The organism is Alteromonas lipotrueae (assembly GCF_019249215.1).
Taxonomy (GTDB): domain Bacteria; phylum Pseudomonadota; class Gammaproteobacteria; order Enterobacterales; family Alteromonadaceae; genus Alteromonas; species Alteromonas lipotrueae.
On sequence record NZ_JAESDI010000007.1, the window covers coordinates 272,818 to 285,377 of the forward strand.

Sequence of the window (12,560 nt, forward strand, 5' to 3'; positions counted from 1 at the left end):
TCCTCATTGTGCTTTTTGTAATTTATTTTCGCCAAGTTAGCGCTAATTCGTGCTTGTAGTCAATTTCTCAGTAAGAGGGTGGTCTTGATTCTTAACCCACATCAGCTTATAACTAGTACCCGTCATTTCTCAAACGAATTTCTATGTCTGTAAAACATCCAATTATTGCTATAACAGGTTCTTCTGGTGCGGGCACCACCACAACAACCAATGCTATACGCCACATTTTCAGAAACTTAAATGTGAACGCAGCAGTGGTTGGTGGCGACAGTTTCCACCGATTTACTCGCCCGGAAATGGAAGTGGAAATTCGCAAAGCCCAAGAACAGGGCCGACATATTAGTTACTTTGGCCCGAAGGCCAACGATTTCGAATTACTCGAAACCCTCTTTAGAGAATACGGAAGCTCGGGTTCAGGCCAGTTCCGCCAGTACCTGCACACCTTTGATGAAGCCGTGCCTTTTAATCAAATGCCGGGCACCTTTACCCCATGGCAAGATTTACCACAAAATACCGACTTACTGTTTTATGAAGGCTTACATGGCGGCGTTAAAACCGAAGAAAATGATGTAGCCAAGCATGTGGATTTATTGGTAGGCATGGTACCTATTGTAAACCTTGAGTGGATTCAAAAAATTGTGCGCGACACTACCGACCGAGGCCATTCTCGTGAAGCGGTAATGAGTAGCATCGTGCGTGGGCTAGATGATTATTTCCAATACATCACGCCTCAGTTCTCTCAAACCCATGTTAACTTTCAACGTGTACCTACTGTAGACACCTCAAACCCGTTTAGTGCCCGTGAAATACCTACGCAAGACGAAAGTTTTGTTGTGGTTCGCTTCAGGCGTGAAATGAAACATGTTGACTACCCTTATTTGCTACAAATGATTGATGGCGCGTTTATGTCGCGTATAAACACACTCGTAGTACCAGGTGGCAAAATGGGGTTAGCGATGGAGCTCATTCTTACTCCACTATTGGAAGATATTTTAAATAGAAAGCGTCGTGCAGGCCACCAAATGGATTGGTTGAATACCCAAGACGAGTAATATTAGCCATCATCTCAAAAAAGGGTGTTAGTGACTGTATATTCGCCGCCCCTATAACAATCTATTTACAACCTGAAGTCGAAAACCCATACAAAGTACGGCATCGTAGTCTATTAAAATTAGATGAAAGGTGACGCCATGACAACCGTAACCAGTACGCAGATATGGGTGAAACAAGACAAAATCGACTCCACCCAAGTAGTAGACAAAACCCTTTCCACCAATGACTTAGCTGAAGATGAGGTTTTGCTTAAAACTGACAGCTTTGGTTTTTCAGCCAATAATATTACTTATGCCGCGCTGGGTTTTACCATGGGCTACTGGGGGTTTTTCCCCGCTGATGAAGGTTACGGCATTGTACCTGTATGGGGATTTGCCACTGTGGTGGCATCAAATCACGCTGACATTAAAGCAGGCGAGAAAGTGTTTGGTTACCTACCTATGGCAAGCCACTGGGTAATCAAAGCCGGAAAGGTCGCCCCCCATGGTTTTTCTGATATTCACGAAAATCGTAAAAGTATTAGCCCGGTGTACGACCAATACCTACGCTGTGCCGTTGACCCTGGGTATGATGAAAGCCGTGAAGCTTGGCAGCTAAATTTCCGTCCTTTATATATGACCTCATTTGTGCTGGATGATTTTGTAGATGAATTTAGCAAGGGTGAGTCATTATTGCTCTCTAGCGCATCTAGCAAAACTGCATTGGGCACCGCTCAACTGCTTAAAGATCAAAAAGTTCACAGACATGCTAATTATCAAGTCATTGGGTTAACCTCTGCGGCAAATGTAAACATAGTGAAAGCGTCTGGTTGCTACGACCACGTATTCAGCTACGACGATGTAGAAACACTGCCTAAAGGTCAACAATACTGGTTGCTCGATTTTGCTGCCAACGGTGCTCTGATCACATCACTTGGCGACGCCCTTGGTGATAAGCTTTCCAAAGTAACGCTTATTGGTGCCACCGATTGGAAGGCCGAGCAAAAACCAAATAAGAAAGCCTTAGATGCAGAGATATTTTTTGCCCCTGCACGAGTTAAACAACGCCAGCAAGAATGGGGTCATGAGGCATTTTTAGCAAAATACGCAAAGGCCTGGCATGGGTTTGCAGGTAAAGTTCAAGATACCTTTTTTGAGCAAGAACACACAGGCTCGCAACAAATTATTGCTTTGTATTCAGACACCCTAAATGGCACTGCCGACACCAAAGCACTTAATGTCGTTCGCTTTGACTAGTTGCTAACAGACACTATTTGTAACAAAGAGAGGAAGGCTTTCATGCATTCCTCTCTTTTGTATTCGCCAGCGAATAGTTATAGTGAGGAAAACTATTACTAAAGGCATGTCATGGGTCAGGAAACGTCTAAAATTCTCGTTGTCGATGACGACATGCGCCTTCGTAGCCTACTGGAACGCTATTTAGTGGAGCAAGGCTATCAGGTGCGAGGCGCTGGAAATGCAGAGCAAATGGACAGATTGCTGGAGCGCGAGAACTTCCACCTTATGGTGTTAGATTTAATGCTTCCTGGCGAAGATGGCTTGTCTATTTGTCGTCGTTTACGCCAAGTAGGTAGCGAACTTCCTATCATCATGCTTACTGCAAAAGGCGATGAAGTAGACAGAATTATTGGCCTTGAAATGGGTGCCGATGACTACTTGCCTAAGCCATTCAATCCCCGAGAGTTACTTGCTCGAGCAAAGGCAGTATTACGTCGACGCAGTAGTGAAGCCCCTGGCGCACCTTCTAAAGACGTACAAGTTATCGAATTTGGCGAATACAAACTGAATTTGGCGACTCGCGAAATGACGGCTGGCACCACCCCTCTTACGCTAACAAGTGGTGAGTTTGCAGTGTTGAAGTCTTTAGTCACCCATCCTAGAGAGCCCCTATCACGAGACAAGCTTATGAACCTTGCCCGTGGACGAGACTACAGTGCGCTAGAACGCAGTATAGATGTTCAGGTATCGCGATTGCGTAGAATGCTAGAGAAAGACCCTGCAAATCCAAGATACATTCAAACCGTATGGGGCCTAGGCTATGTCTTTATTCCTGATGGTGAGCAGGCATAAGTAACCATGGCCAAAACAGGTTGTTTACGTAGGTTGTCTAAGTAGTGCGTTTGTTACCCCAAAGTGCATTTGGTCAAACAGTGTTACTGATTGGTGTACTGTTGCTTATTAACCAAGTCGTTTCCTATCTGTCGGTTACCTATTATTTTATTCAACCTAGTTATCAGCAAATAAACAGCTTACTTGCCACACAAGTAAAATCGGTATTAGCGGAAGATTTGTTAGTTAGTAATGACGACAGCAGAGCTCGTTATTTCGCCAAAACCGACATTCAGATACTCGATGCCAGCAAAGCGCGAACCAAAGGGTTAGAAAGTGCGGTTTATTACGGGTTCATGTCGTCGCAGGTAAGCAAGCAACTTGAGCAACTAGCTGATGTTCGTATTAGTACGGTTTCACAGAAAACCGACGCTAATGCCCCCTATACGGTGTGGGTCTCATTGTCTCGCTACCCCGACACCTGGATTGCTATTCCCATAACCGGTTTAAACGAAGCGAATATTTCACCGTTAACCATGTATTTAATGGTGATAGGTATATTAAGTGTAGCGGGTGGTTGGCTATTCGTACGACGCATGACCATGCCACTGTCTTCTTTGCAAAAAGCAGCATTAGCGGTAGGTAAAGGCGAACATCCAGTGCCGCTTAAAGAGCAAGGTAGCACGGAAATGATTCAAGTTACCCGCGCCTTCAACCGTATGAATCAAGGTATTAAGCAGCTAGAACATGACCGGACTTTGATGACGGCAGGTATATCTCATGATTTACGCACCCCGCTGACGCGCATTCGCCTTGCATCTGAAATGCTGCCCGAATCGCAAAACTGGATAAAAGATGGCATTGTTAATGATATTGAAGATATGAATGCGATTATCGATCAATTCATCGACTACGCCCGCTACGACACAGAAGAGATAAAAGAAAATACCGACCTAAACAGCCTTATTATCGAATTGGCACAAGCTCGGCATATTGAAGAGAAGCATCGTATCGCGTTGAAGCTTAACGATATTCCTTTATTAGATTTACGCCGTGTGGCCATGAAGCGGGTTATTGATAATATTATCGAGAACGCCTTTCGTTACGGCTCAGATAATATTGTTATCTCCACATTTTATAACCGTAATGAAAAACGGGTTTACTGTAAAATACGCGACTTTGGCCCTGGTATTCCCGCAGCAGAATTAGAGCATGTGTTCATGCCCTTCGCGCAAGGTGACAAAGCCCGAAGTACATCGGGCTCTGGTTTAGGCTTATCAATTATAAGACGTATTGTGGAAGCACATGATGGTGGTGTAGAGCTACGCAATCACCCGCAACAAGGTTTAATCGCAGAGTTCTATTTACCCCTTCATAAGTAACCGTGCTGTTTCACCATTCGGCTGTACGCCCACGCAGCAACCCACAACAAGCAACCACCTATAGGTATTACCCAAAACGCAGTAGTTAGAGGAACATAATTTGCCCATAACCCCGTTGAAAAAGAGGCCACTTGTACGCCGGTTGAGTTGCCAATAATACAAATGCCAGATAATACGGGGCCATTGTCACTATCAATATTCATGGCTGCCGACAACATAAGTGGAAATAACCCACCTAATCCAAGCCCTAACAGTAAGTTACCTGCGCCCATACTGTACAGGTCAGTGGTAAGCTTAATGGCAAATACGCCGCACAACGACGCTGTAGCCAATATAACAATAAGCCGATGCACTGACATAAATCGCAATAAGAAAGGAAAAGCCAACCGACTGATAACCATACCCGCTGTAAAACACGCGAGTAGGTTTCGAGATTGCTCTCCGGTAAACCCAATGCCGTTTTGCGCATAACTTACAAACCAATTAGCGTTACCAAACTCTACCGCGCCGTATCCGAAACTAAGTAACGCCATAAAAATAAAAATAGGTTGTTTTATTACCGCGCCAAAGTTGAGGGTTTTACGCTGCGCTTTGGGTTGGCCTCGGAGTAATTTGGCTTGAGAGTGCGCTGCCATAAAGGTATACGCCGACAGGGCTAGCATAAAGAGTGCAAGCACTTGAATTGGCCTACGCCAGTTTTCTTCTTGAAGATAAAGCAAGGTAACAAAAAACGAAGCGGCAAATGTGCCTAGGCTGAACATAAAGTCCATTAGCCCCATCATGGTAAAGCGCTTTTCTTCATACAAGCGGGCAATTAAGGTGTGCCCAATAGTAAAAATTGAGGAACTGACTATGCCTATAACGACGGCTACCACCAATACCCATTGCCACCCGTGTAATGACGATATAAGCAATAATAAAACAGCGTTTATACCCAATAGCGATGCTAACAATGGCATGTAATCAAAGCGACTAACGTACTTTCCGCCTACTACGGCTCCCACCATCATACCCAATGAGAAAAGCGAGAAGAACAAACCACTTACTAACTCTGACATACGCAGGTCGACCGCAATATCTGGAAGTAAAATACCCCATAATATAAACAACATACCCAGTAAGAAAAAACCGGAAAATATAACAACAGTAATAGGACGACGGCTCATCCATGCTCCTTTACAAACAGGGTTCTAAACGAAATAGTGCAATATATTGGTGTAGCAGGGCATGATTTGTAGTTAAGAGACTTACTACAACGTTTTTTGATTTTTTGTTTGGAGCGAATTTTAACGTGAGAACGTTATCGACTACCAAGGACGCTACAGTACGCCTTTAGTATAACTCGCGCAAGATAGGAAACGAAAAAAGCCCGCGGCTAAGCGCGGGCAAAACATTCTTTGGTTTAATCTCTGATAACTCCCCACGACCAAGACTCTACCACACCATATACATCACATGTGCCAGTACCTACCGCCCATATTTTTTTGTTTGATGCTTTAGCAGCTAGCGCCAAAGAAAAGATTGCTTGCCCACCTGGGGTATTAACATCGAAAGCCAACTGTTTGAGGTGTGTTGAGCAGGAAGGCCTTGATTCGACCAAGTTATTCACAAATTGAACGTAGCCTTTACCATTTCTATCCACCCTCACTTGATCAACTTTGAATGAGTTCGCTTTTGCTGCTAGCGCGTATGGAGATACCACCAATAAAAGCAATATAAATAAATTTCTCATAACTTCAGTTTTCCTTACTTAATATTTAGTTCAACCATATTGCTGTAACAGTAGCATCGGTCTCCGATGAAGATATGTCGTTACATGACGCTAAATTTGGATAACGTACCGTCACTCTTTCATTGGCTACTTTATACGAAATTGCAGCACTAAATAACCTATCTAGGCCTTCATTCGTTGTGTGGTGTGGAACTTTTTTCCAAATCCCACCCTTACCATCGTTGAAATAAATGTTCACTTGACCTTCACCATTTTTTGGAAAAGTAAAGTAAACACTTTTAATTGTTCCACGGTCACAGTTTACACCGGCGTTTGCCATGTTGGCTGCAAGAATAAGCATAATGAACGTAGTGATGTTCAAAATCATTTTTAATTTCATAAGCTTCCTTTCTTACAATAAAATAAAAACCATTCAAAATGGTTTCCTCTAAATATTCTTAAGCGTACCTGAAGAAAACTCATCCTCACTAACAATATATAGTATCAATAAAATCAATTCAAATATCTAAGGTAATACATGTTGATTTCCAAACCTATTACCTATTTTTGGAATAATATCTGTACGATAATAGTTCTCTAGACGAGGAGCTATTATTTTCTTATATTACATTTTTATGGAAACAAACCATTATGGAAAGTACTATGAGGATAACTTTATTAATTTCGACTTTAGCTTTTTCCTTAAACTGCTTCTCTGCCGGCTCAGGCACTGGAGATCAAAATATTGAACTAGTCGAAATTACATCTTGGGATAATTTAAGAATCAAATTGGTAAATGAACAGCACAGCTCTACGTGCGTAACCTCGGGCAAAGAAAAAGAAATTGTTATTCCTAAGGATGACAACAACTTTGATCATTTCATGACAATTGCCTTAACCGCTTTTACCACCAACAAAAAGATATATATGTGGCTAGACAATGACTCTTGTGTAACCCAAGGAGCTACTCGGTACCCAAGGCCAATGACAATGGCACTACGCAACTATTAGATATTAACAACTAAAAGGAATTATGATGATAAAACGAGCTCTATTAATAGCTTTAATTGGCACTTTGGTTACACCACTTGCTTATTCTATAGATAGCCAACAAAGTGAAATTTCAAGCATACGCACAACCAACTGGGCACTTGTCGTTACTTTAAAGGAAAAAAAGAACGGTTGTAATGGCAGCTTAATCAAGATATCAACTAGCATACCAAACATTGACGAAGTAACTGCTATTACAACAGCTGCTATGCTTTCTAAAAGAAAAATTGTAGCTAGATACGTAGAGTGTAGTGATTCACCTTGGCGAGATACTGCGAGCGCAAAGGACATAACGATATATTAGTACTGGAAGCTTAGTAGAGAGTAGCGAAGCTTCTTTAGTTAACTGCTACCACTCTATGAAGTCTTGAGCAAAATCTGACACTATAGTAACAAACTACTTTCAACCAACGTTGCAATATTGATTATTGCTTGAAATGGGGCAGGGTTGGCAGCATTGCTGGATTCATCCGATGCAGCCTTATCTGGTTCACCTATCTGTGTGCCTAGATACTAATTCAGATACGCGATCACTAAGTTCCTTATATGATAATCCACTTAAAATCACTAAGAAATCTAGCGCCTTTAATTTACTGAAACAATATAGAACTAGCTTCGATTTGACCGTTTGAACGACAACTGTAGTAACTTATATTAATTGGCTCTTTCGCCATATATGCAGATAATACAAATGACGTTTTAACTTGGTAATTTGAATTACTATTGCCAATAACAAACGAGTTGTGAGTACAAACGACCTCTGTGCTATTATTGGTAAACCCAGAAAGAACAACTTCCACGCCCCCGCTTGTCGCTTTAACTGACTTTATGGAATGCTTACCAGACCAAGCACCCATCCCCTCAAGTGGGCAGATAAGAAAAATAACGCCTGCCAATAAAGTTTTCTTCATATTAATTCCTTTTTAAATTTATTCCGTACAATTAAATTAATAAAATTTAATTCAAGTACACATTTTCATTCGTCATTTAAAGTAAAATAAAGACCCATTTAACTAGATTCCCCCAAGACTATTAAAATACACCTTCTTCGCCCTGTATTTTCTTACCTACTAGCTTTACGTCTTCAGAAACTTTATACGTTTGACTATCAATCAAATTGAAAGCTCGCTGGAATGTAGGATGTATCTCCCAGAGGATATCCGCCTCTTGTTGCCAAGAACTCAATAAGTCAGGCCTATCTACAAAGTAGTAAAACCTGTGATAGCCACCTGCACCAGATATTTTCGACTTCCCTCTTAAAAATTCGGTTCTATACATATTTTTTGCAATTTCTAATGCAACTCTTTGATGTGCATTCTCCGGTGCTTCAACAATGTTAGTTTTAATAATTTGATTAATTATAACAGACCTAAGTTTTTTGGATTTTCCGAAACCTGAAACACCAACGGCAATCAAAGCATTCATGGCCGCCTCTATGTAAGGGATTGTTTTATTAAATTCACCCGAAATGAATTGAATACGTCTATTCCCGAAAGGAACGAATGCTCTTTTATAGTGATACAAGTTACTTTTCTTACCCTCAGAGGTAATCTTTCTAACTTCTTTACAAAACTCAATTAACCATCTGGGACGATAAAAGCACAAAGTAGCAAATGCCCGATAACCTGACGTCGATTCTTCAGAAAAACTCATATCAAAGTCTTCAAAATAATTTGATATTAAACGGGTCTTCTCACTTTCTTTTTGTTTATTTGCATCAACCATGGCTAAATCAAGTAGGAACTGATTTTCTGAGGAACATTTCTTCTGATAGAAATCCAGCCTTTTTGCTATAACTTCTATTAGCTGCTCTTTGCTCCACGACAGAGATAATTCGTGCTCGTTTAACTTTTGAATCGTTCCATTAGAAACTCTAAGACTGGTTAAAATATGGGGTCGTATTGTTACCCGAATCCAGACATTTTCTAATCTTACAGCCAGATAAGCCACTGCCTGCAATAGTCCAATCAACAAATTTATTTCATCACCATTGTCGTAAATATCATCCATTTCATCCAAGAGCAGCCAATATTTATTTTCAGACGTGGCGACAATCCTAGACATTTTTTCAATCGGAATATTACCGTCAAAATCACATTTCTCTACAGGACTACCTTTAAATTTTAGTCTATCGAGAATAGTAGTAAGTAGGTTCTTATTTTTCACACCTAAACTTTCAGCTAACTCTACAGCAGTAATATTATCATCTAACATCGCCCAACCTTTGTTTTGACCAATATGAGATACTACTTTTGATAAAATTGTATTTTTCCAATAATTTATAGCTTCATTGACAGACAGCTCTCCCCTAGGAAACGTCATATCTCTATAGTCTTGGTTTATTACTACAGTATCTTTCTGTTTGTTGAGATTTTCTGAAAGGGATATGAGTAAACCACTTTTACCAGAACCTCTAGCGGCATTTAGAATAATTACCTTCGAATCTATATCTGATAAAGGTGTTAGATACTCATTTCTGATTAGCGCGTACTCAAGGAAATTGGGGTCTTCTTGAGCCATTTCATTTCCGAATACTTTTCTCAGCGTTACTCTGCTCATGAGTAAGACGCTTTATCAATATAAGCTTGGCTAAATTCCATTTAATTAGCTTCCAAAAATTGTATAACAATAATGTAAGCTAACCGTTGTTATTTGGTCAAATTTTATCCGCCAGTAATCACTTTTAATCAATAACTAAATCCTATGCAAACAACCTAATAGCAATTGCCCGGCTAGACACCCGCTACATACATTGGCTTTTACAATATTTTTCAAGGTATTCCAGTTTTCCTGCGGCGCTTGAAAAACAACGTTCGAACGTTGTTGTCAATTCATACCAATGCGCTGCAGTTAATCCTAAACGAACTACAATAGGCGGTTCAGTATCCGCTATCGCACCTCTTTTATCTTCGCGTACTTGCCTACCGGTTAAGTCGACTAACTGAACATAATCCATCATCAAGAATGGCAATCCTTTGGGTATATCTTTTCTTGGGTTACCTACAAACGGCATAAGGTACTTAGGGGCTACCCTGCGTTTCGCGGCATTGAGTCGATATTGAATACTGGTATGGTTAGAGTTTTCAGGTGTACTAGCCATCTTTGCTCTAACAGGATTTAAATCGACATAAGTCATACACGCCATTAATGCTGCTTCATCAAGTAGCGCTTGAGATTTAAATCGGCCTTCCCAAAATCTACCTGTACATTGGTCTTCTTTATTTGCTTGCCGTGCTATGTATTCATTCAAGCAACGCATAAACCAGCTAATATCACATAAGCGCTTTCTCCATATCGCTATCGTTGCCTCAATGGCTTTTAGTTGTGCTTCTCGCATGCGCTCTCGCCTTTCCTCAACCAGATACTGGCGAGTTAACAGCGTGCCGTTAAACACTTTGTGCCACTTAGTAACCACTTCCTCAGAAGACATTACTTTTGCCTTTTCTGAATCAACATGTAGCACTAAATGCGTATGATTGCTCATAACTGCATAGGCACATACATCAATGGAAAATACTTCAGTAAGGTAGTGAATTCTATCTTCAACCCATTGGCGACGATGCTCATAACTTCGGCTTGTAAGCTTATCTTCACCACATAAAAATGCACGGCGTACACAGCGTGATACGCAGTGATAGTAGGGGGTATCTGACAGGCTAATTTGAGAATTTCTGGCTCTAGGCATAACGACCACCATGCAAACTTTGCTGGCCGCTATTTTGGCTTATTTTAACCAAACACGTAATTGAACCTAGGGCCAGTTATGGTGCAGTTAAGGTGGATGTCCTGTTTAATTAATTAATTAGTTTTAAGAATGTCTTGGAGTTGCTATGAGAAGTGCGGCTACTAGAAATCCTGATAAATATACACTACTCGAGCGTTAGTGGTAGTTGGACAGCTTGCTACGCGAACAATGATCTTTTTTGAAGTGTTAGCAGCAGCTAACATAAGGGAATACCACGCCTCAGCATTCTCATCGGCCATCGAAAAAAAGTAGTATTTGCTACTGGGATTACAGGAGTCGTTCTTCAGCTTGAAGTAAATGTTATTATCGTTTGCATATATCCGAGCAATTTCGCCGGACGCGCTTTGTGCTGCGGCAAGTGTTAGCCCTCCCAAATAGAGTCCAATCAACAGCATAATTTTTTTCATCTAAATTCCCTTTAAGTTAGCGTAAGCATGGTTCCCAAAATCAGAATTGAACATAATTTTTTTATCAATCCTTAAAGATAAAATACCATTCTTTGCCATTAAATACACTCGTGTTGTAACTCTGTGTTTTCTTCTTGACGGGCGGCAAATGGCCTCAAGATTAACACATGCTTTCGTTCAACCTGATTGGTTGGATTTTTTAGTCATGGGTTAACTAATAAGGCTCATAAGCGGCCAATACCTTAGACCTATTATCCGAAGAACCTTATAGCGGCTCCTTTATCGGATGTTCGTTGCTTTCCTAGCCTCTTACAATATCTTTCAAGGTAATCCAATTTGCCTGCTGCTTTTTTAAAACATATCTCGAACTTTTCTGTTAGTTCAAGCCAATGGCTCGCCTCTAATCCTAATCACTCAAGAATAGGAGGTTCACTCCTAGAAATAGCACCTCGTTTGTCGTCACGTAACTGTCTGCCCGTTAAATCAACTAGTTGAATATAATCTACTAAGCAAAAAGGTAAACCAGTTGGCATGTCTTATCGTGGGTTACCTACGAACGGTAAAAGGTACTTGACCGTTACCTTCCGTTTTGCGGCATTAATACTGGTATGCTTCGAATTCTCAGGTTTGCTCGCCATACATGCTCGAACTGGGTTCAAATCTACATAGGCCGTATAGGCCATTCATGCAGCTTCATCAAGAAGGGCCTGTGACTTGAATCTGCCTTCCCAGAATCTTCCTGTACACTGGTCTTCTTTGTTAGCTAGCCTAGCTATATATTCATTTAAACAGCGCACAAACGCTTTCGCCACACTTCAACCGTTGCCTTCACCGTTGATAATTGTGCTTCTCTTAAAGCTGCGCGACTTTCAATGGTTAAATAGCTACGTGTAAGTAAAGTGCCATTAAAGACTTGGTGCCATTTACAAATAACGTCTTCCGCGCTCATTTTTTACACTTTTTGGGTATCTATGTGCAACACCAAATGGGTGTGATTGCTCATTACAGCATAGGCACATACATCAATTGAAAATACTTCAGTAAGGTTGTGAATTCTATCTTCAACCCATTGGCGGCGGTGCTCATAACTTCGGCTTGTAAGCTTATCTTCACCACATAAGAATGCACGGCGTACACAGCGTGATACGCAGTGATAGTAAGGTG

At 41.1% G+C, this 12,560-nt stretch carries 13 protein-coding genes and 1 pseudogene; 6 read left to right on the forward strand and 8 right to left on the reverse strand.

Annotated features, from left to right (window positions below; translation table 11 throughout):
* Nucleotides 1-143: 143 nt before the first annotated feature.
* The 4 genes from JKP82_RS10435 (at nucleotide 144) to envZ (ending at nucleotide 4,483) form a co-directional block, all read left to right on the forward strand.
* Complete coding sequence (locus JKP82_RS10435; RefSeq protein ID WP_159534032.1) at nucleotides 144-1,052, forward strand: phosphoribulokinase; 909 nt, start codon at nucleotides 144-146, stop codon at nucleotides 1,050-1,052.
* Between the two features lie 138 nt (nucleotides 1,053-1,190).
* Nucleotides 1,191-2,288 carry a DUF2855 family protein gene (locus JKP82_RS10440; protein WP_218396929.1) on the forward strand — a complete coding sequence of 366 codons (1,098 nt, stop codon included), beginning with the start codon at nucleotides 1,191-1,193 and terminating at the stop codon, nucleotides 2,286-2,288.
* A 111-nt stretch (nucleotides 2,289-2,399) separates the two neighbouring features.
* The gene (gene ompR / locus JKP82_RS10445) at nucleotides 2,400-3,122 is read left to right on the forward strand and encodes an osmolarity response regulator transcription factor OmpR (protein ID WP_159534036.1); all 723 of its coding nucleotides are present in this window, start codon (nucleotides 2,400-2,402) and stop codon (nucleotides 3,120-3,122) included.
* 44 nt (nucleotides 3,123-3,166) lie between these two features.
* Complete coding sequence (envZ, locus tag JKP82_RS10450; RefSeq protein WP_218396931.1) at nucleotides 3,167-4,483, forward strand: two-component system sensor histidine kinase EnvZ; 1,317 nt, start codon at nucleotides 3,167-3,169, stop codon at nucleotides 4,481-4,483.
* On the opposite strand, the gene JKP82_RS10455 is transcribed toward envZ, so the two are convergent.
* The 3 genes from JKP82_RS10455 to JKP82_RS10465 form a co-directional block, all read right to left on the reverse strand.
* Complete coding sequence (locus tag JKP82_RS10455; RefSeq protein ID WP_159534040.1) at nucleotides 4,474-5,649, reverse strand: MFS transporter; 1,176 nt, start codon at nucleotides 5,647-5,649, stop codon at nucleotides 4,474-4,476. The genes envZ and JKP82_RS10455 overlap by 10 nt on opposite strands.
* Nucleotides 5,650-5,885: 236 nt before the next feature.
* Nucleotides 5,886-6,215 (reverse strand): hypothetical protein, encoded by a 330-nt coding sequence (locus JKP82_RS10460; RefSeq protein ID WP_159534042.1) that lies wholly within the window; start codon nucleotides 6,213-6,215, stop codon nucleotides 5,886-5,888.
* A gap of 25 nt (nucleotides 6,216-6,240) precedes the next feature.
* Nucleotides 6,241-6,594, reverse strand: a complete 354-nt coding sequence (locus tag JKP82_RS10465; RefSeq protein ID WP_159534044.1) for a hypothetical protein — start codon at nucleotides 6,592-6,594, stop codon at nucleotides 6,241-6,243.
* A 251-nt stretch (nucleotides 6,595-6,845) separates the two neighbouring features.
* On the opposite strand from JKP82_RS10465, the gene JKP82_RS10470 reads away from it, so the two are divergent.
* Nucleotides 6,846-7,205 carry a hypothetical protein gene (locus JKP82_RS10470; protein WP_159534046.1) on the forward strand — a complete coding sequence of 120 codons (360 nt, stop codon included), beginning with the start codon at nucleotides 6,846-6,848 and terminating at the stop codon, nucleotides 7,203-7,205.
* Between the two features lie 25 nt (nucleotides 7,206-7,230).
* Nucleotides 7,231-7,548 carry a hypothetical protein gene (locus JKP82_RS10475; protein ID WP_218396934.1) on the forward strand — a complete coding sequence of 106 codons (318 nt, stop codon included), beginning with the start codon at nucleotides 7,231-7,233 and terminating at the stop codon, nucleotides 7,546-7,548.
* A 286-nt stretch (nucleotides 7,549-7,834) separates the two neighbouring features.
* On the opposite strand, the gene JKP82_RS10480 is transcribed toward JKP82_RS10475, so the two are convergent.
* From JKP82_RS10480 to JKP82_RS10500, 5 genes and pseudogenes are all read right to left on the reverse strand, one after another.
* Nucleotides 7,835-8,155 (reverse strand): hypothetical protein, encoded by a 321-nt coding sequence (locus JKP82_RS10480; RefSeq protein ID WP_159534050.1) that lies wholly within the window; start codon nucleotides 8,153-8,155, stop codon nucleotides 7,835-7,837.
* Between the two features lie 121 nt (nucleotides 8,156-8,276).
* Nucleotides 8,277-9,764, reverse strand: a complete 1,488-nt coding sequence (locus JKP82_RS10485) for a P-loop ATPase, Sll1717 family (RefSeq protein ID WP_159534052.1) — start codon at nucleotides 9,762-9,764, stop codon at nucleotides 8,277-8,279.
* 223 nt (nucleotides 9,765-9,987) lie between these two features.
* On the reverse strand, nucleotides 9,988-10,929 hold the full coding sequence (locus JKP82_RS10490) for a transposase (protein WP_218396936.1): 942 nt from the start codon (nucleotides 10,927-10,929) through the stop codon (nucleotides 9,988-9,990).
* 161 nt (nucleotides 10,930-11,090) lie between these two features.
* Nucleotides 11,091-11,396 carry a hypothetical protein gene (locus JKP82_RS10495; RefSeq protein ID WP_218396938.1) on the reverse strand — a complete coding sequence of 102 codons (306 nt, stop codon included), beginning with the start codon at nucleotides 11,394-11,396 and terminating at the stop codon, nucleotides 11,091-11,093.
* A 251-nt stretch (nucleotides 11,397-11,647) separates the two neighbouring features.
* Nucleotides 11,648-12,399, reverse strand: a pseudogene (locus JKP82_RS10500) (transposase).
* Nucleotides 12,400-12,560: the final 161 nt, after the last annotated feature.

Coding starts and splice junctions, on each gene's coding strand:
- JKP82_RS10465 (WP_159534044.1), bottom strand. CDS start 6,594: ATGAAATTAAAAATGATTTTGAACATCACTACGTTCATTATGCTTATT.
- JKP82_RS10495 (WP_218396938.1), bottom strand. CDS start 11,396: ATGAAAAAAATTATGCTGTTGATTGGACTCTATTTGGGAGGGCTAACA.
- JKP82_RS10470 (WP_159534046.1), top strand. CDS start 6,846: ATGGAAAGTACTATGAGGATAACTTTATTAATTTCGACTTTAGCTTTT.
- JKP82_RS10440 (WP_218396929.1), top strand. CDS start 1,191: ATGACAACCGTAACCAGTACGCAGATATGGGTGAAACAAGACAAAATC.
- JKP82_RS10460 (WP_159534042.1), bottom strand. CDS start 6,215: ATGAGAAATTTATTTATATTGCTTTTATTGGTGGTATCTCCATACGCG.
- ompR (WP_159534036.1), top strand. CDS start 2,400: ATGGGTCAGGAAACGTCTAAAATTCTCGTTGTCGATGACGACATGCGC.
- JKP82_RS10485 (WP_159534052.1), bottom strand. CDS start 9,764: ATGGCTCAAGAAGACCCCAATTTCCTTGAGTACGCGCTAATCAGAAAT.
- JKP82_RS10480 (WP_159534050.1), bottom strand. CDS start 8,155: ATGAAGAAAACTTTATTGGCAGGCGTTATTTTTCTTATCTGCCCACTT.
- JKP82_RS10475 (WP_218396934.1), top strand. CDS start 7,231: ATGATAAAACGAGCTCTATTAATAGCTTTAATTGGCACTTTGGTTACA.
- JKP82_RS10490 (WP_218396936.1), bottom strand. CDS start 10,929: ATGCCTAGAGCCAGAAATTCTCAAATTAGCCTGTCAGATACCCCCTAC.
- JKP82_RS10435 (WP_159534032.1), top strand. CDS start 144: ATGTCTGTAAAACATCCAATTATTGCTATAACAGGTTCTTCTGGTGCG.
- JKP82_RS10455 (WP_159534040.1), bottom strand. CDS start 5,649: ATGAGCCGTCGTCCTATTACTGTTGTTATATTTTCCGGTTTTTTCTTA.